This is a genomic window from Carnobacterium viridans (genome assembly GCF_900102725.1).
GTDB classification, from domain to species: domain Bacteria; phylum Bacillota; class Bacilli; order Lactobacillales; family Carnobacteriaceae; genus Carnobacterium_B; species Carnobacterium_B viridans.
In genome coordinates this window covers 16,082-33,915 of sequence record NZ_FNJW01000002.1, presented here as the reverse complement: position 1 = coordinate 33,915, position 17,834 = coordinate 16,082, and the positions used below count along the sequence as shown (strand labels likewise).

Below are 17,834 nucleotides of genomic sequence, written 5' to 3'. Positions count from 1 at the left end.
TTAATTGAATTACTTCCTGAGAAAACGGAGTACCTTTTGCAGTTCCTCCCGCTCAGTCATGCTCTTTCCCGACACCTTTTCCTCGAAGATTTTCTTGGCTCCCGCCTTTTTTAAAGCCTCAATTTGCCGGTCCAGATTTTGGTCCGTGGTGGATACTCGCGCATAGCCTATTCTTATCTTTTTCGCTCTCTTTCCCAAACGATATATTTGACATTCTAAACCTACATTAAGAACGCTAGAAAATCAACATGTTGTATATATCAATTTTGGGTACGCTCTAAATAGACATTAGAGTAAAAAAGTCGAACCAATTAGAATCAAGGTTCGACTTTGAAATGGGCAGGCTGACAATTTCATCATATCAACCAATTTCATATATCAGTATACATAAGATCAATTTGTAAATAGTGAAGGTCTTTCTTTAGATTATAGTTCTGGAGGCAAAATCCATTCTTCATCTAAAAGTTGTTGTTCAGTAATTGGATAACCTGTTACTTCAGAATCAGTAAATAAAAGTATCTTTTGATTGTTTTTATATTTGATCTGAAATTCAATATGTCCGCTGGATTCGCCATCTTCTTCAGATTCAGGAGTAAAATAGTCGATTTGCAGCAAATCATCCTTTACTCTTTTATCTAGAATGTTACTTACTAAATAAGACGTTGCTGGTAACCCATCTATTAAATGAGTATCCGTAAGTAACACAACATACTGAATCGGAGATTGATAAGGCGTAGATTCGAATATAGCGTACATTCCTTTGAAATCATCGTATGTATATCCTGTTTCGGTTACTTCCTCTTTTTCTTCGACATCAACCTCTTCAGTCTCAGATACTTCTACTGGTTCCTTCACCTTCTGCTGTATATCTTTCTTAAAGACTTCTGCTTTTGTAATCATTGCATTTGACCCATTTTGACTATTAACAATTAATTCAACTTTTTGCAATGCCTCTTCGTAACTTTCTTCTTCGAAAAGTTGTAATGCATCTCCATAATTTACAGTCTGGACTAGCAATGCACTTGCCTTCTCGTCTTTAGGTTTTTCTTCTAAAGCTAATTCAAAATATAACTCTGCTTTAGAATAATCCTCCAACGCTAGTACGTCTAATCCTTTTTGAACCGAATTGTTATACGCTTCTTCACTTTCATTACCACAACCTGTCAGTAGTAAAGAAAAAAGTAGCACACTTAAAAAAGTTTTGTTTTTCATTTTTTTCTCCTGTCCTTAATGTCTTTACAGCAATAATTAATAGTTAGATTAATCATATACAAAATCTTCTACGGTCCCATCCTCATAGACGATGTAAGAGTGGCTTGCCAAAGGAGATGGGCCTCAACCATGTCGACCAGTCTTTCGTCGCTCGATAACCGACGGTAGGAATCAAATTCGAAGAGATCTTTGGATTATCAGACACCATTAAAAATACTAGCACGGTGCATGAACAAGCAGGGTTTATCAAGTTTATTTTGACAAACGAAATTTACTAAAATTCCATATTTTATATTATTTCAATTTAAGAGGTCGTTAGCTTAGAATTATTGGTAGATGAATTCAACACTTTCAATTTTATTAATTACATCACTATCGTTACCAAGATCAACATAAACTGTTTGAGCTGTATCCAATATTTCTTGTGTGAGTGCACGATAACCTTCTGGTGACTGGTCTTCCTGATGCCAATGTGATGGAACCGGGTAAATTGTAATTGTACCATCTCCATTCGAAGAATAAGTTATCGATCCAGAAGCTCCAAACTCCCCGAATAAATGTGTTACAACGTTAGGATATTCTGCAGAATCATTACTATAATAGTCTGCAATAGGTGTACCAGCCGGAGTATGTGCTACATTAATAACTGGCGAATTTGGATCTACACTACCTGTCATGAGTAAGATACGAGCGTATTCAATTTCTAAAGGATCATACTGTTCTAAAGAAGTGGAACCAGTCTCCTCTTGCACGGTTTGGACTTCCGAAATGTCAGCGAATTCCTGATCAGTGGAATCACTTTCTAATGCGACATTTTTTTTCGATTCTGCTTCCGACTGGGATTCTGTAGCAGCAATTTGATCAATCTTTTCACTAATGGATATCTTTAATTCTTCACTTAATTTTTTAATAGACAAATAGTAAGGTTCACCTAGTGTTTCATCTTCTAATAAATTATTTACTTGTTCCATAGACTCAGAATATTTACCTTCTTCGAATAATGAGTTTGCAGAATCATATGTTTCTTTATAACTTGTTTTTAAAGTATTTATTTTTTTTATATTAATAAGAATATCGTTAGATTTTGTTACTAAAGCTTCCGAGCCATTTTCTATTTTTTTAACACTCTCAGCATTTTCAATAGCTAGCTCTAAGTTTCCATCTTCTAGCGACTCTAAGGCGGTATCAAAAGCTTCAGTTTGAGATAGTAAAGCTTTAGCTCGTTTATCATCAGGTTTTTCTTCAAGAGCCATTTCAAAGAAAACAGTAGCTTTATCATAGCTTTCGGATACTAACTCATCTAATCCTTTTTGAATAGCGCTATTATATTCATCTTCTGTTTTATTCCCACAGCCTACAACCAAAGACAATGTTGCTAAAAAAAATATGTAAATAAAATTTCTTTTTAAATATGTGATTTTTTCTTTCATTCTTTATAATCCCCCTAAGCTTTATGTACAAAGTGATTATACTATTAAATAAAGAACGTTGTCATTCTTTATAGAAACTTATATGTGTAAGTTTCTATAAAGATAGATTTAACATTGAATTGTCCCCAAGATATTAAAAGTCTTCACTGATTCATAATTTGAATTGACCAATCTATTTATTTAGCAGGTGATAAAGTTAAATCTCCTACTACTTCTTTAATTTCTTCTGTTGTACCAATAAATTTATAATCGTCGCCATCTTTTTCTATATCAAATACAGTTTTTTCTCCGTCAGCTTCCTTGAGATCGCTCAACAGGAACTGGTTGTCTTTAATAGAGTAGTTTGACCCTTGCGTAATGCCAAATGCTTCTGTAGTTATTGTACTTTCTCCAAATTCCATAGTGTAAGACTGGCCTTGAGTAGTAACTACGTTCCATTTTTTTGATTGTAAATCTTCTTGTGTGTTAGTAGTGCCAGAACAGCCAACCAATACAAGTAAAACTATTATTGTTATTAAGCTTAATACTGTTTTTTTCATTTTTAATAACACTCCTTTTCTTGTTCATACATGCATGAAACAGTTGAAAATCTCCTTACCTTAACTATATTTATGATTAATTTAGCTTAATCAACAAATTATAACTCATTTAAATTAATCTGCGTATAGTAAAAGTATCACATTTAAAGGAGACTACATATGAATATTTTATTTCTGTACTACAATGAAGGTTTCGTTTTAAAGGCGTATGAACAAAAGCAATACTATTTTGTCGAATTTAACTTTCTTGAATTATATAAAATATATCCTTGCCCAGATAAGTTTTTTGCTATTGAATTATCGAAAACTTTAGCTGATTTTTACACTAAAAATTTGCAGAATTTAAAAAATGTCCTCAGATTTAATGACGATTTAAATCCCCCTTTTTTCTAAAAAATTTACTTACTATTACATTTTTTGAAAGAGTAATGAAAATGGATTTTCTTACCAGTAAGGAAATAACTCATAGTTATATTTTACATAAAACACAATCTTTACTAGTTGAATGGTCTTTTATAGTTCACTGTTCCGTTTAAAAACAACCGGTCAAGCTTTAAACCTATTCGAAAAAATGGGGGGGTGATACCTAAAACGACTTTAAATAAAATAATTAGCTAAAATTACCTTCGAGCTATTTAACGTTTCTTAAAACACAATTTTTAGACTTTTAGAGCGTGTTCATTAATTTTTTAGTTCAGTTCAGCAAATTCTTTTTCAAACTAAAAAAATTATCAGAAAGTATTTTTAATTTTAATAATGATCAAAAGCTTTTTTTACTTGGTTTTTTTCAATATCTCTTTTTACTTTTTCTCTCGATTGATTGACTAAACTATCTTTAGTATCTATTTCATTAATTGTCGTAATAGAAAGAAAGTCAGCCATAGTTTCATTTAAATAAAGTAGTGTAGCTAATTCTTTTTTCACTAAATTAATATCTTTTTTGATACTATCCGAACTCTTTTTTTGATTTTTAAAAGCGGTCGTTTTATTTTCTTTATACGCCACAATTAATAACTCCATTAAATTATTTAGTGAACGGATATCATCTTCTTCTACAATTTTATTTAGTTCATTCATGACTGTATCGGTTAATCGAATGGATCTATTTTTTGACGGTTCTTTTGCCATATCATTTACCTACCTTTATATTTTTTTATTTAATGACTGATTTTTTTTATTATTCTGTTAAAATATCGATTAGTTTTGCATTACTTTCAATATATTTTTCTAAAATTTCAGTGTTCTTGTTCATAGCGATTGCTACATGATTCATTGCATTAGTAAATTGTTTTTCACTTTCAAAGCTATATCTATGTTTTGTATAATCCTCAAATATTTCTGTTGTTAGTTTATTAAGTGGTATATTTCTTTCAGCTGCTTCATTTTCCAATAAATGTTTTAAGGAATCTGATATGTTTTTTATATCAATTCTAGCCATAGTATCCTCCTAATTTAATTTATTTTATCTGTTCCTCTTGCTCTTATTCATTAGTCAAAACGATCAAAAAGGTGCAAGTTCAGAAATAGTTGTTTTTTACATTGGAGTTAGTTGGGTATCTTTACTGTTTCTTAGAAAGAGCATAAAGAGATTCAGGCGCCTACCGTTTTTTCGCGTTGCTCCAAAACGTTGACGTGTCAGGCTGTGCCTGACGAATCTCAAAGAAAAAAACAGGCGCCTAACAGGCTGTTTTTAGCACTTTTTCCAAAAACACCTTTAACCCCTACCTATCAACGTTTCTAAAAAATCGTGTAATATGCTTGTCCTATGGAGGTATTGCGAATGTATTGCATTACGCAACGCAAGTATAACACATATGTGCTGCAAAAGTAGTGCGTTTTTCACTCTTTTTTAAAAGAAATTTTATCAAAATTTTTTAAAATAAAAAAATAAAATTGGAATTGTACACATGAATAAAAAATAACTATTTATTCTTCATGTGTACTTTATTTTTACTCTTTTTTCTTTTTTATCAGCAAAAAAAAGAAACTTTCTGTCACATAAATTTATAAAATCAGCTTCATTTTTTTAAATAATCAGCCAATAAGATAAACAAATGACTTAGAAAAATAGATAATATTTTAAAAAAATCACTATGATCTTTTAACATGAGTGAAACGAATTTTTAAAATTGCGAAGCTATTTTTCACACAAAAGGTCGTACTTATACACGATTTTTATCGTGTATAAGTACGACCTTTTATTTGATTTGGATTTTAGCTTATACTCCAAAAGTTTTTATTGGAGTATAAGTGCGCCCTTTAGAAAAAAGAATTTAGAAATGAAAAAATTATATGTGAACAAGAAATGACATTACGAAAAGAAAAACTATTTCATAATTTAAAAAAAGTAGCTATACAAACTAAATGATTTATAATTAATAGCAGGAACTTAACAAGGGGGGAATAATTCTTTGATAAGAACAGTTGGAGATTTCCAAGCTAATTATAAAGCGGTTATTCTTTCGGAAAAATTAAGTGAGTGCAGAAAGAATACCTTACTTAGAAATCTATTAAATGATATTGAAAATATCTTTTTTGGCACATGCAATAAAGAACAATCAATTATTGAACAACAAGAAGAAGCTAAACAGCTTTATAATGACATTAGTATGAATTTTCTTGCTTGTTAAGATTAAAAAAAGTCGACAGTGAACCTAAACTGTCGGCTTTTTTCTATTTTAAAAGTACTAAAAACCTAGTCTGAAATTCAATAAAGTCTCACTGATTTCATCTTCATTAATCCCAATATAGCGTTTCGTAATTTTTTCGCTGCTATGGCCGAATATTTCCATCAGTGTCGCCACGTCTTTGGTTTTCTGGTAATAGTGGTAACCAAACGTCTTCCGCAGCGTGTGCGTGCCGATATCGTCTCTTCCTAACAGCTTCGCGACCTTTTGAAACATCTGATAGACCGTATTCACTTCCACATGGCCACCTTTGGTGCTAGGAAACAAATAATCCTCTGGTGCTAAGTCTTTCGTGTACTCTAAAATCAAGTCCTGCAGACTACTCAAATACAAAATACGGGTTTTCCCTGTTTTTTTCTCGACGATTCGAGGATTTTTTGAGGAAATTAGATCTTGTTTCTTCAATTTGACGATATCCGACATGCGCAAACCGCTATTAATGCCGATCAAAAAGAGAAAAACATCCCGATCTGCGTTTTTATTGCGCCTTAAACAGAATGAAAAGTCGTTTATTTCTTGTTGCGTTCTTAATGGTTGGACGTTGTAAGGCATTTAAAAGCCCTCTCCTCTCACAAAAGCGATACATGATTTTGTTTAGTATACCATATAATCATGTATTGGAGGGCGATATAAAAAAAGAACCCTATTGGAATAGGATTCCGGATACACGTTTTTATATCAATTAGTGTATTAAAAAGAATAAACTCAGTTCATTTCAAACTTAGCGTTTATTTTTTTTTGTAAATACAATAACAATAAAAAGTAAAAAAATAATGAACAAACCATACCCCACTAAAAAAACCTCCTTATCTATTTATGAATCATTAAAATTTATATCTAAGTACTTAATTTAATTTGAATGATCAAAAACTCTATAAGACTGTTCTTAATGATTGTCTTGTAGAGTTTTTAGTATGGATGTTATTCCCATTAATATTAAAAGGAGAGCTAACAAAAACACGATAATGATTGTTCCGAAGAATAAGAGTGTTGCACTAAGTTCACCTGGGCTGATGAAATAAAAAAGAGTTAATGCAATGAATACGCTACTTAAAATCAATACACCAATAAAATAATGTCCTCTTTTTATTTTTTTATCTAATTGTTTGACCATTTTAGGAGCTCCTTTAATAAGTTCGTCTAAAGAAACGGCATATACCTCACTAATTAAAATTAGGCTACTGAGATCAGGGAGGTTACGTCCATTTTCCCAGTTGGAAATTGTTTGTCGTGAAACATGAATTTTTTCTGCAACATTTTCCTGTGTTAGTTGAAGTTCATTTCTTTTTTTTTTAATATTGTTTGTATTTCCATATAATCTCCTTTCATTTTTACTATAATGACTAATTATAAACTATACTATCAAAGGTATTTATAGTCATGCTATAGTTGCTCTAAAAGTATTTTACATTTCAGCTAATACATTAATATACTTGGTTATTATAAGCCTACTGTCAAAAGTAGAGGAAAACTTTTAGTCTCTTACCTATCCTATTAAAGCCCTAAAAATAAAAAAAGAACCCCGATAAATCAAGGTCCATGATACATGATTCTATGTAAAATAATGTATTTTAGACCATAAGTACACAGGATACTTGTGTACTTATGGTCTATATTTATCAATACAAATTTTTATCTAATTTCATATATTAATTATTGCTGTACAGAAGATTGTAGCGGTTCTGTTAAAAATTCTTGTGATTCTTCGACATAAATACGGTGCCAAACCATAAAAGTTAAAGCTGTCCATATTTTACGCGAATAATCTATCTTACCTATGCGATGATTAATTAAGAGGTCTTCAATATAACCTTTATTTAATAAATGCTCTGTTTGAGATTCCCGTATAATCGTCAATGCCCAATCATACATTTCATCTTTTAACCAATGACGGATTGGAACTGGAAAACCTAATTTTTTACGGTAAATAACATTTTCTGGAACAATGCCTTCTACGGCTTTTCTTAAAATATATTTAGTAGTCCCATGAGCAAGCCTTAAATGTGCAGGTATTTCTCTAGCAACATTAAATACTTCTTTATCTAAAAATGGTGTTCTTAATTCTAATGAATGGGCCATTGTAGTTCTATCTGCATTTAAAAGTAGATCTCCATTTAGCCAAGTATTAATATCAATTAATTGCATGCGATCCACTGGATTACGCCCTACTGTTTGCTGATAAAATGAATCAGTCACATTTTTGAACGGGTAGTTAGCATTATAATTGGTTAACAATTTTTTCTTTTCAAGCTCTTCAAAAATCTTTGCATTTCCAACGTACCGATGTTCTAAAGGAACGGTTCCTCTAAGAAGAAAACTCTTCCCTTTTACTCCATCAGGCATCAGCTGAGCTAACTGATGGATAGCTTGGTTGGTATACTTACCAGTAAGATTAAACATTCTCAACGCATGTGGTTCATTATAAATACCATACCCTCCAAATAATTCATCAGCTCCTTCACCAGATAACGCAACTTTTACATGCTTTCGAGCTAATGCTGACAAAAAGAATTGCGGCATTGCTGCAGGGTCAGCTAAAGGATCGTCCATATGCCAAACAAAACGTGGAAATTCAGCCATGAATTCTTCTACAGTAATCGTATGACTAAAGTTTTCTACTTTTAACTCTTCTGCCGTCTCTTCAGCTAAATTAATTTCATTGTATCCGTCTCTTTCAAATCCAACGGATAATGTCTTAAGCTTAGGATTAAACTCGCGTGCCATTGCTACAATGATTGACGAATCAACTCCTCCTGATAAGAAGGAACCAACTGTAACGTCTGACCTCATATGTTTTTCAACGGAATCCCATAAGCTTGTTCGAATTTCTTTTGTAAAAAAATCTTCTGATTTGTTAATGGGTGAAAAATCAGCCTGCCAATATCTCGTAATTTTTACTGTCTCATTTAATTTCTTTGTCATAAAATGACCAGGAAGTAGTTCCTTAATTGATTGGTGCATCGTTTCTGATCCTGGAACATATTGAAAAGTTAAATAATTTTGTAAAGCAATTTGATCTAATTGTCGGTCTTGAACCACTTTTAGAATAGCTTTCTTTTCAGAAGCCACATATAGGCCTTGTTCTTCTACTGCATAATAAAAAGGTTTAATCCCAAAATGATCACGAGCTCCAAAGAATGTTTTTTCTACTTTGTCCCAAATCACAAATGCAAACATTCCTCTTAATTTATCCACTACTTCTTCTTTATAGGCTGAATAAGCTGCAATGATAACTTCGGTATCACTATCCGTTTTAAATAAATACCCTTGACCACTTAGTTTTTTTCTTAACTCTATATAATTATAAATTTCCCCATTAAAAATAATCCAATACCGTTCATTTTCATAAGATAATGGTTGGTGCCCTTTTTCAATATCGATAATACTTAATCTTCTAAAACCTAAAGCAATCGTATTATCTTTATAATACCCTTCTTCATCTGGTCCTCTATGTACAATCATTTTATTCATCTCATTAATATTGTTCTCTATTGTTTTTTGTATTGCATTTTCCACATTGGAAATATACCCAACAAATCCGCACATATCAATTCTCCTCTTTTTGAGTTCCTTTTTATTGATTAGTTCTTCTAGTTAAAATTTTTTAAAGACTTTTAAACTAGCGACATTTTCGAATTTATGTATTTTTATTTTGATTAGTGAAAAATAGATTTTAATTAAGCACTATTAAAAGTCTAGTATTTTTAAATTCCACAATTGATAGTAAAGCTATTATCTTCGAATAGCAATCACTTTAAGCGATTGCAGATTGATATTTTAAGTCCTAATTTTTTGTTAAAGAACCAAAAATTAGGCATTTGTCTCATCTTTAAACCACCAACAGATAATCAGATAGAAATTATTGAGATTGTTACCATTGGTAAAAGAGAAGAAAAAAAGTATTTTTAACCGCTAAAAAAAGTATCTCTGAAATTGAAATAAAAAATCTTTTACAGATCTAATTTTAAGAGAGTCGCTCGCTTGTTTTTAGCAGCTACCTATTTTCTTCAATATATGATTTTATAGAATCTCATGTATTCATAACATGAAATTGGATGTCTAACTCTTAAACACAAGTTTAAATCATTACTATCCTCCTTAACTTAATAACTATATTCTCTCAATTTCCGCTTAAAAAGTAACGCACCTATTCGTTTACAGTTAGCAACCACTGGTTTACATACACTAAAAATCAAATAAAAAAGTACTTCAGTTATAAATTTTTAAATGAAACTGTAGTTTTATCAATACACGTTTTCAAACAATTTTATGTATTCTCATAAAATCAATAGTACCTAGTATTCGATTTCCTAAATAAGATTGTTTACACATTATCACTTATAAGTTATAATAAAAGTATGAAAAAATATAATTTCGATGTCTATGAAAAAGAAAACGGTGAAGCTCCCTTTTTGGAGTATTTAGATAGTTTAGATGTAAAATCTAGAGCTAAAGTATTAAGAGCAATAACTATTGTGGAAGATTTTGGAGTCCATTCTCCACCAGGATATATCGATCACTTAGATGATGGCATTTATGAACTTCGAGTAAAATTCTCAAGCAACATTTTTAGGTGTTTATATTTTCATTTTAGTCATAATAAATATATTATCACACATGGGTTCACGAAAAAAACACAAAAAACTCCTTCAAGAGAAATTACTAAATCCAAAGAGTATCGTAAAGACTATCTAGAAAGAAAGGGTGAAAATGATGGAAAATAAACTAAAAAGTTACTTCGACACCCAAATGGAAACACCAGAGTTTGCTGAAGCGTGGAAAGAAACTGAAGCTAGCTATCAAGCTGCAAACATTCTTTTAAGAATTAGAGAAGAAAAACATCTAACTCAATCTGAATTAGCTACTCTAACTGGAAAAAAACAATCTTATATTTCTCGAGTAGAAAAAGGGTCACAAAACATTAGTGTACAAACATTAAGTGACATCGTGGAATCTGTAGGCGGAAAACTAAAAATGGAAGTAGTCGTTTAACTTTGTCACGATTCCTAAAATAACACCTACAAAAAGTTTAATCTGATATGTAATTAAATAAGACTAGTAGTAGATAAACACAATAAAAAGGGTCACAAAACTCACATATGTTTTATGTGAGTTTTGTGACCCTTTCCTTTTCGATACACGATTATATGCAATTCCATGTATTGATAAGTCATAATACTTAGAATAAGATACTTATAACACTGAACACAATTTAAAAAAATTGGAGGAATAATTATGTTTCTAGTATTAGGAATTATTGCTATAGTAGCAACTGTTTTAAATCTTTATTTATATAAAGTAGGCAAAGATTATAAAGTAGCAATGTCAATGGGATTGTCATTCACAGCACTGACGCTTGTTGCAGAGCACAGCATAATATCCGATTGGGTAAAGGTAAAAGATTGGGCTGCTTTATTAGATGTAGTACCTACTATGACAACAGTCCTATGGGTTTTAACGATTATATCAATCTTATTAAATACAATTCCGATACTTTTAGAACTAAAAAAACATGATTAAAAATAATCAAATGTCTGATAATAATCACCCAAAATCGACAGTTAGTAGGCATGAATTTGGTTGCTTTTTCTATGTCGTTTATAAGTGTTGATTGTCTAATCATCTCGTTCGTTTCAAAAAGACCCTATAAACATAGATAGCTATGCTTATAGAAGATGAAATTAACTTTATCCGTTTGGGGAAAAATAGTTAAAATAATTTTGTTTATATGATACCTAAAAAAAATACATAGGGGGTTCGTTATGAAAAAAAATTAATTAAGTTTGCAACAGTTTTTATTTTGGTAAGTGGACTAGGATTGTTATTCAGTTCTATAAATGTAGAAGCTGCAACGGCTTATCCAAATGGTGTTTATTGTAATAAAACCAAATGTTGGGTAGACTGGAATAAAGCACAGAGTGAAATTGGCAAAATCATAGTTAATGGTTGGGTTCAAAGTGGTCCATGGTCTTAAAACTAGAAAGGAACTAATTTATGAATAATAATGAAGGAAAAATTATAGATGCCATTAGCAAAGCCTATTCAGATCCAGAAATAAAAAAAGACAGTGAATTTTCTCAATCATTATTTGACTATGCTAAAAAGATTTCTGATGGTGATGATTATAGACTTGTTTGTGTAAAGTTAAGTAGAAAAATCAACTCTTACTTAATGGCTAACGAATTTAAATCTCCTCAGACATTAACTGATTTAAACGCGATTGTTGGCAAAGAAGTTGCGAATTACAGAGGAGCTTCTTCTGTTAGTATGTGGGGTTCTAACCTCTTCTAATAAAGTTTGACTGTCCTAATTTATCAGAAAAAAAATACAATGGTATGAATTAAAATCCCAAACGGAAATTTAATAATGTCTCACTAATTTCATCTTCATTAATCCCAATATAGCGCTTCGCGATTTTCTCGCTGCTAAGACCAAAGACGTAGCCACGTCTTTGGTCTTTTTGTAAAGTGGTAACCAAACGTCTTACGCAGCGTGTGCGTGCCAATATCGTCTCTTCCCAATAGCTTAGCGACCATTTGAAACATCTGATAGACCGTATTGACTTCTACATGTCCACCTTTGGTACTGGGAAACAAATAACCCTCCGGTTATAGGTCTTTTGTATAATTATTTTAAAAAAACAACTTTGATCTGATAAGGTTATAGATACACTATTCTAAGCAATTTCATGTATCGTTAAATATTATATTGTATGAGCGTTCTTTTATAAATGGTCTCAAAAAGGTTACTTAAACCTTATTTTTATCGCATTCATACTAATATCAAAATTAGTACTCTCAAGCTTAGATAAGTTAGCGAAAGATGTTTGGCTTTCATAGGCTTTGTACAATTTAAAAGCTAATTTTATCATTATTCTTAAACTATCACTGAAATAGTCTTCTTTTAATCCATCGCTTTTGATTGATTGTTCTTCAAAATTATAAATACGCTGTATATGCTCATATAATTCTGTTATTGCTAAAATATAGAATAATGCTGTTCGTTCTACATCTAATTCTCCTATGTTTTCTTTAATCATTAAACTAATAAATTCAGCTTCATGTGCTTTTAAATCAATGTTTTAACCCCTCTTGTTTTAGTAATGACTTCACTTAAAAAAAAGTTCTACTTTTAAATAAATAAGTGTTTCAAACATATTTCTCTATTTCGAACAAAATGCGCTTATTGTTTCTCGTTAAATTAAGTTTTTGGTTATTTTATGAGCTAAATAATCTATTTTTGGTGTCATTAGATCATCATTAATAAGATTTAGTTTATCCGGTTTAAGTAATTGTATTTTTTAATCGTATAATAATCTGAAAGGACATCTTTAACCGTTAAATTATTTTCCATTAAGAATGCAACATTTAACATATTTCGTAAGACTTCATCCTGCTTAATAGAAATTACCCCGTTAATATTATTAAAAATACCATGCCTAATCTCCCCAATATGAACACTTAAAATTTCAGTATTGCGTTTTTTCAGCGCTTCATTAAGATCCACAAATTTTTCTGGGTAAACAAGTTTAACTTCTGTTATAAAGATCTCTGTCATGTATTCAATTACTAAGATAGATTGTTCAAATAGTTGCTGGAAGTGTATGGTTAAATCATAAATAGTGGTTATTTCTGTGGTTTCATGAATAAACTCAATAAAATTATCTACGATAAAACCAATAATCATTTCTTTAGTTGGAAAATATTTATATAAGGTCGCTCTACTGACTCCCATTAACTTAGTAGAGAGTTCATCCATTGTTAGAGATTGAAATCTATTTTTCCTTACTTGAGGTAGTATTTTAGAGTTGAGTTCAATTCTTTTTTCGTCTATTTTTTTTATCCATTTGAATTCCCCTTTATTTTAGTATTGAAAAACACCTAAATGTACTTTTTATACAAAAAAACCTTTTTTGTATGATTTTTTTTTTTTTTACTATAATTCAAGAAGTTAATTCTAACGAGAGTTTCTTCTAACTATATAAACCACTATTTGGCTTTGAAGGGAGCTTGTAAAATGAAGAAAATATCTTTAGGTCGACAAGGTTTAAGTATTTCTCAAATTGGGTTAGGATGTATGGGTATGTCAGTGGCATACGGTTCTTCGACGGCATTAATGTTATCCGTGCAGCATATGAATTGGGAGTCAATTTTTTTGATACCGATGAAGTATACGGCGATAATGAACAATTAGTCGGAAAAGCCGTTAAAGCATTTCGTGATGAAATTGTATTAGCGACAAAATTTGGATTTGATATGGACTCTAATACTCCAGGTTCAGGATTTAACAGCTATCCTGATAATATCCGTAAAGTTGCTGAAAATAGTCTGCTCCGCCTTAGTACAGATCATATTGACTTATTTTATCAACACATCCCAGATCCAAACATTCCAATTGAAGAAGTGGCAGGAGTTGTTGGCGAGTTAATTAAAGAAGGCAAAGTTAAATACTTTGGTTTAAGTAACTCGGGTTCAGATTCAATTCGGCGCACACAAAGTAACTCCCGTTTCAGTACTACAGAGTGAATATTCGATTTTTGAACGTGTACTTGAAGATAGAGGAATTATAAAAACACTTAAAGAGTTAGATATCGGCTTGGTGCCATATGCTCCATTATGTAGAGGATTCTTAACTGATTCTGTTAATCCATCACACGAATACGTTGAGGATGATATGCGACGAGGAGATGAACGCTGGAACGAAGAGAATTTTACCTACAACTTTAAATGCTGTAAACCAGCTGAAAGAATTAGCTACTGTTCCAATTCCAGGTACACATAGTATTAAACGACTTAAAGAAAACGTAGGAGCAACTCAAGTAAAACTGTCACCAAAAGAATTAAAAACTATTCTTGAAATTATTTCCCACGGTTCAGCAGGAAGTCGCTATCCAGCTGAAGTGTTAGAGATTTTCACGAGAGACTAATAAAATAAAAAAAGGTACAAATAACCTTGTTAATACAGGGTTATTTGTACCTTTTCTCATCTATTCTCGTATATTAATTTATCGAATATATTTATTAAAACTATTATGAGCGATAAGATGAATAATTTCCAAGAATTTTTATGATATATAACTTAATCCATTTATGAACCAAAGCAACTGAAAATAGAATTTATACAAAATAGCGTGTGCGTTTTTATGGTTCACTATTGTTTAAAGAAGTGCTAATAAAAAACGAAGCTTTAGTATTTATTAAAAATCTTAAAGTGCTTTGAAAAAAGAAATTTGTTTCTAATCGTATAATCTGACTAATTACTATTCATCTAATGGTTTTGCTTCACCACGAGATTGAGTTAAGCCTTCATGAATTTTTTCAATGTTCCATTTCAACATATTATAGTAAGAATCGCCTGGTTCTCCCTCTTCAGAAATAGAGTCTGTGTAAATTTTAGTATAGATTGGAAGACCTGTTTCTTGCGAGACACGTTCCATACTGCGCGAATCCACACTTGTTTCAACAAAGAGCACCGGTACTTCAGATTCTTTGACGCTATCAATAATTTGAGCCATTTGATCAGGTGTCCCTTGACTTTCAGTATTAATCTCCCAAATATAACCTCCCTCTAATCCATAGGCTTTGGCAAAATATTTAAAAGCACCTTCACTCGTAACAAGCAGTTTCTTAGCTTCTGGAATATCATCGAAAGTAGATTTTGCTTGCGTATCAAGTTCAGTTAATTTCTGAACATAAGCATCTGTATTCTCCGCAAAGGTATCTTCATTTGCAGGATCTTTACTAATAAGTATTCTTTCGATTTCACGGACATATTTAATTCCATTTTGTAAATCTAACCATGCATGTGGGTCAGCTTCATCAGTTTGCCCTTCACTCGTTAAATATAAAGGCTCAACATCTTTGCTTAACGGAAAGTAATCTTCATTCTCAGTTTTATTTGTTGTCTCCATTAAATCATCAAACCAGCCATTCCCGGTTTCTAGATTTAAAGCATTGTATAAAATGACATCTGACTCCTCAGATTTTTGAATATCTTCAGGTAGTACTTCATGTTCATGTGGATCAGTTCCTACTGGAACAATACTATGGATATTGATTAGGTCTCCACCAACTTGTTTCGCCATATCAGCAATAATAGAGTTCGTTGCGACAACATTTAACTTTCCTTCTTCCTTTCCACCAATATCATCTTTACTTTCTTGATTACCACAGGCTGCTAGTGTCATTAAACTAATCCCAGCAATGAATAATTTACTCAAACTTTTCATTTTTTTCCCTCTTTCCATTAATTATACTATTTTTAAATACTTTGTTCCTTTTTTCTACGAATCAATAAACCTTTTTGTGGTGCAAATAGGAAAGCAATCACAAAAAATACTGCTGCAGTTAACACTATTGTTGCTCCTGAAGCTAAATTATAGGAATAACTAAAGAAAAGACCTATAAATGCACTAATCATTCCAAAAAGTGCTGATAAGCACGTCATAATTTTCAAATTATTAGTTAATAAATAGGCAGTGGCTGCTGGTGTCACCAGCATAGAAATCACTAAAATCGTACCAACAGTTTGCAAAGAAACAACTGCTACTAATGTCAGTAAAAACATTAAAGCATAATGAAAAAATTTAACGGGTAACCCAGCTGCTTTTGCCATAACAGGATCAAATGAAGTTAGTTTCAATTCTTTAAAAAACAATAAAATAAATATGACCGAGATAACTGTTACAATAGCCGTTAACATCATGTCTGAATCACGAACTGCAAGTACATTACCAAATAAAATATGATATAAGTTAGTAGCACTTTCTGCAAATGAAATTAAAATGATCCCTAATGCAAAGAAACTGCTAAAAACAATCCCAATTACGGTGTCATTTTTTAAAGAACTTTTCTCTGTAACGTAACCAATAAGAACGGCAGTTAAAATACCAAATAAAGAGGCGCCTATCACATAATTAAAACTAAACATATATGAAATTGCTACACCAGGTAGAACTGCATGAGAAATCGCATCTCCCATTAAAGACATCCCACGTAAAATAATAAATGAACCGATAATACCTGACACAAATCCAACTAATAAGGATGTAATTAAAGCATTTTGCAAGAATTGATAATTCATTAAACCGTCAATAAAATTTGAGATCATTTTATTTACCTCCTATAGCTAAATCAAAAAAACTATTACCATAAATACTACTTAAGTTATCTTGCTTAAATACTTGGTCAACAGGACCATCAGCGATTACTGATTTATTAAGCATTATTAAATGATCAAAGTACTTTGTTACTTTGCTTAAATCATGGTGAACAATGACCATTGATTTGCCTTCATCACGTAGTTTTTTCAATACTTTTACAATAACTTCTTCACTAACAAGATCAATTCCAACAAATGGTTCGTCAAGAAAGAACCAATCAGGTTGTTGAGCAATAGCCCGTGCAATAAAGACACGCTGCAATTGACCTCCAGATAGTTCACTAATTTGACGTTGACTAAAGGCCAGCATGTCTACCGTTTCTAATGCTTCTTTAGCTAATTTTTTTTCTTTCTTACCAGGGCGTTTTATTAATCCCAACTTTGGATAGGTTCCTAATAAAACAGTATCAAATACACTAATTGGAAAGCTAAGATCAAGATCTTGACGTTGTTCAACATAAGCAATATCCTTTTGAACATATTTTAGTTTGTTACCCCAAAAAGTGACAGTTCCTTGATAATTTATAAGACCTAACATACTTTTTAATAAAGTTGATTTCCCTGCACCATTGGGTCCGATAATTCCTGTAATTTGAGCAGCAGGAATAGTCAGTTCAACCTCTTTTACAGCTATTTCACCCGCATAATTAACAGTAAGATTATCTATTTGAATTGTTTTATTGTTCATTTTATAATCCTCCACTTTTCAAATTTACGTCTTGTCTAAACTTATTTTTAAGTATAGCTTATTTTTTTAGAAAAACAAGACTAACTTTATGAAATTGCTAAAAACCTCTTCGTTTTTC

At 31.3% G+C, this 17,834-nt stretch carries 20 protein-coding genes and 4 pseudogenes; 8 read left to right on the top strand and 16 right to left on the bottom strand.

All coding sequences use genetic code 11. The features are described from left to right. Nucleotides 1–12: 12 nt before the first annotated feature. From BLT48_RS00205 to BLT48_RS00175, 6 genes and pseudogenes are all read right to left on the bottom strand, one after another. A pseudogene (locus BLT48_RS00205) lies at nt 13–177 on the bottom strand (recombinase family protein); the annotation flags it as partial. 249 nt (nt 178–426) lie between these two features. Further along, complete coding sequence (locus BLT48_RS00200; protein WP_089974290.1) at nt 427–1,212, bottom strand: hypothetical protein; 786 nt, start codon at nt 1,210–1,212, stop codon at nt 427–429. 326 nt (nt 1,213–1,538) lie between these two features. Then, nucleotides 1,539–2,642, bottom strand: a complete 1,104-nt coding sequence (locus tag BLT48_RS00195) for a YdeJ family lipoprotein (protein ID WP_089974288.1) — start codon at nt 2,640–2,642, stop codon at nt 1,539–1,541. A 176-nt stretch (nt 2,643–2,818) separates the two neighbouring features. After that, entirely contained in the window at nt 2,819–3,181 is a 363-nt protein-coding gene (locus tag BLT48_RS00190; protein ID WP_089974287.1) for a hypothetical protein, read from the bottom strand. A 750-nt stretch (nt 3,182–3,931) separates the two neighbouring features. Further along, a complete protein-coding gene (locus tag BLT48_RS00180) occupies nt 3,932–4,309 on the bottom strand; it encodes a hypothetical protein (protein ID WP_007725791.1) in 378 nt (125 codons plus the stop codon). 49 nt (nt 4,310–4,358) lie between these two features. After that, the gene (locus BLT48_RS00175; protein WP_007725789.1) at nt 4,359–4,619 is read right to left on the bottom strand and encodes a hypothetical protein; all 261 of its coding nucleotides are present in this window, start codon (nt 4,617–4,619) and stop codon (nt 4,359–4,361) included. Nucleotides 4,620–5,592: 973 nt separating this feature from the next. Between BLT48_RS00175 and BLT48_RS00170 the strand changes: the two genes are divergently transcribed. After that, nucleotides 5,593–5,811, top strand: coding sequence for a hypothetical protein (locus BLT48_RS00170; protein WP_089974283.1), 219 nt, complete (start codon nt 5,593–5,595; stop codon nt 5,809–5,811). A 57-nt stretch (nt 5,812–5,868) separates the two neighbouring features. Here the strand turns inward: BLT48_RS00170 and BLT48_RS00165 are convergent, their stop codons facing one another. From BLT48_RS00165 to asnB, 4 genes and pseudogenes are all read right to left on the bottom strand, one after another. Beyond that, nucleotides 5,869–6,420, bottom strand: coding sequence for a tyrosine-type recombinase/integrase (locus BLT48_RS00165; protein WP_089974281.1), 552 nt, complete (start codon nt 6,418–6,420; stop codon nt 5,869–5,871). Between the two features lie 334 nt (nt 6,421–6,754). Then, on the bottom strand, nt 6,755–6,982 hold the full coding sequence (locus BLT48_RS14090; protein WP_244885778.1) for a hypothetical protein: 228 nt from the start codon (nt 6,980–6,982) through the stop codon (nt 6,755–6,757). Nucleotides 6,983–7,048: 66 nt separating this feature from the next. Continuing rightward, nucleotides 7,049–7,111 (bottom strand): annotated as a pseudogene (locus BLT48_RS14570) (helix-turn-helix domain-containing protein); the annotation flags it as partial. A gap of 410 nt (nt 7,112–7,521) precedes the next feature. Continuing rightward, entirely contained in the window at nt 7,522–9,414 is a 1,893-nt protein-coding gene (gene asnB / locus BLT48_RS00155) for an asparagine synthase (glutamine-hydrolyzing) (protein ID WP_089974277.1), read from the bottom strand. A gap of 812 nt (nt 9,415–10,226) precedes the next feature. On the opposite strand from asnB, the gene BLT48_RS00150 reads away from it, so the two are divergent. From BLT48_RS00150 to BLT48_RS00130, 5 genes are all read left to right on the top strand, one after another. Next, nucleotides 10,227–10,592: a type II toxin-antitoxin system RelE/ParE family toxin gene (locus BLT48_RS00150; protein ID WP_029277014.1), complete on the top strand. Its 366-nt coding sequence runs from the start codon at nt 10,227–10,229 to the stop codon at nt 10,590–10,592. Beyond that, nucleotides 10,582–10,860 carry a helix-turn-helix domain-containing protein gene (locus BLT48_RS00145; RefSeq protein ID WP_029277012.1) on the top strand — a complete coding sequence of 93 codons (279 nt, stop codon included), beginning with the start codon at nt 10,582–10,584 and terminating at the stop codon, nt 10,858–10,860. The genes BLT48_RS00150 and BLT48_RS00145 overlap by 11 nt, the downstream gene beginning before the upstream one ends. Before the next feature lie 243 nt (nt 10,861–11,103). Then, nucleotides 11,104–11,388, top strand: a complete 285-nt coding sequence (locus BLT48_RS00140; RefSeq protein WP_034536161.1) for a hypothetical protein — start codon at nt 11,104–11,106, stop codon at nt 11,386–11,388. 280 nt (nt 11,389–11,668) lie between these two features. Further along, complete coding sequence (locus tag BLT48_RS00135; RefSeq protein WP_081901336.1) at nt 11,669–11,842, top strand: class II bacteriocin; 174 nt, start codon at nt 11,669–11,671, stop codon at nt 11,840–11,842. Between the two features lie 20 nt (nt 11,843–11,862). Then, nucleotides 11,863–12,159: a bacteriocin immunity protein gene (locus tag BLT48_RS00130; RefSeq protein WP_034536157.1), complete on the top strand. Its 297-nt coding sequence runs from the start codon at nt 11,863–11,865 to the stop codon at nt 12,157–12,159. A 49-nt stretch (nt 12,160–12,208) separates the two neighbouring features. Here the strand turns inward: BLT48_RS00130 and BLT48_RS14080 are convergent. The 3 genes and pseudogenes from BLT48_RS14080 to BLT48_RS00115 all read right to left on the bottom strand — a co-directional run. Then, nucleotides 12,209–12,476, bottom strand: a pseudogene (locus BLT48_RS14080) (tyrosine-type recombinase/integrase); the annotation flags it as partial. Nucleotides 12,477–12,613: 137 nt separating this feature from the next. Continuing rightward, a complete protein-coding gene (locus BLT48_RS00120) occupies nt 12,614–12,946 on the bottom strand; it encodes a DUF6075 family protein (protein WP_280513116.1) in 333 nt (110 codons plus the stop codon). 191 nt (nt 12,947–13,137) lie between these two features. Beyond that, nucleotides 13,138–13,602 carry a TetR/AcrR family transcriptional regulator gene (locus BLT48_RS00115; protein WP_176944017.1) on the bottom strand — a complete coding sequence of 155 codons (465 nt, stop codon included), beginning with the start codon at nt 13,600–13,602 and terminating at the stop codon, nt 13,138–13,140. A gap of 338 nt (nt 13,603–13,940) precedes the next feature. On the opposite strand from BLT48_RS00115, the pseudogene BLT48_RS14395 reads away from it, so the two are divergent. Both BLT48_RS14395 and BLT48_RS14005 read left to right on the top strand, forming a co-directional pair. Continuing rightward, nucleotides 13,941–14,649 (top strand): annotated as a pseudogene (locus BLT48_RS14395) (aldo/keto reductase). Next, nucleotides 14,537–14,794 carry a hypothetical protein gene (locus tag BLT48_RS14005; protein ID WP_218123342.1) on the top strand — a complete coding sequence of 86 codons (258 nt, stop codon included), beginning with the start codon at nt 14,537–14,539 and terminating at the stop codon, nt 14,792–14,794. Before BLT48_RS14395 ends, BLT48_RS14005 begins: the two are co-directional and overlap by 113 nt. Nucleotides 14,795–15,127: 333 nt before the next feature. On the opposite strand, the gene efaA is transcribed toward BLT48_RS14005, so the two are convergent. Genes efaA through BLT48_RS00095 form a run of 3 tightly spaced genes read right to left on the bottom strand, consistent with a single transcriptional unit; the run spans nt 15,128 to nt 17,716 of the window. Beyond that, complete coding sequence (gene efaA / locus BLT48_RS00105) at nt 15,128–16,096, bottom strand: Mn/Fe ABC transporter substrate-binding lipoprotein EfaA (RefSeq protein WP_089974272.1); 969 nt, start codon at nt 16,094–16,096, stop codon at nt 15,128–15,130. Nucleotides 16,097–16,128: 32 nt separating this feature from the next. After that, complete coding sequence (locus tag BLT48_RS00100) at nt 16,129–16,977, bottom strand: metal ABC transporter permease (protein ID WP_089974270.1); 849 nt, start codon at nt 16,975–16,977, stop codon at nt 16,129–16,131. Between the two features lies 1 nt (nt 16,978). Next, nucleotides 16,979–17,716, bottom strand: a complete 738-nt coding sequence (locus tag BLT48_RS00095) for a metal ABC transporter ATP-binding protein (RefSeq protein ID WP_218123341.1) — start codon at nt 17,714–17,716, stop codon at nt 16,979–16,981. Nucleotides 17,717–17,834: the final 118 nt, after the last annotated feature.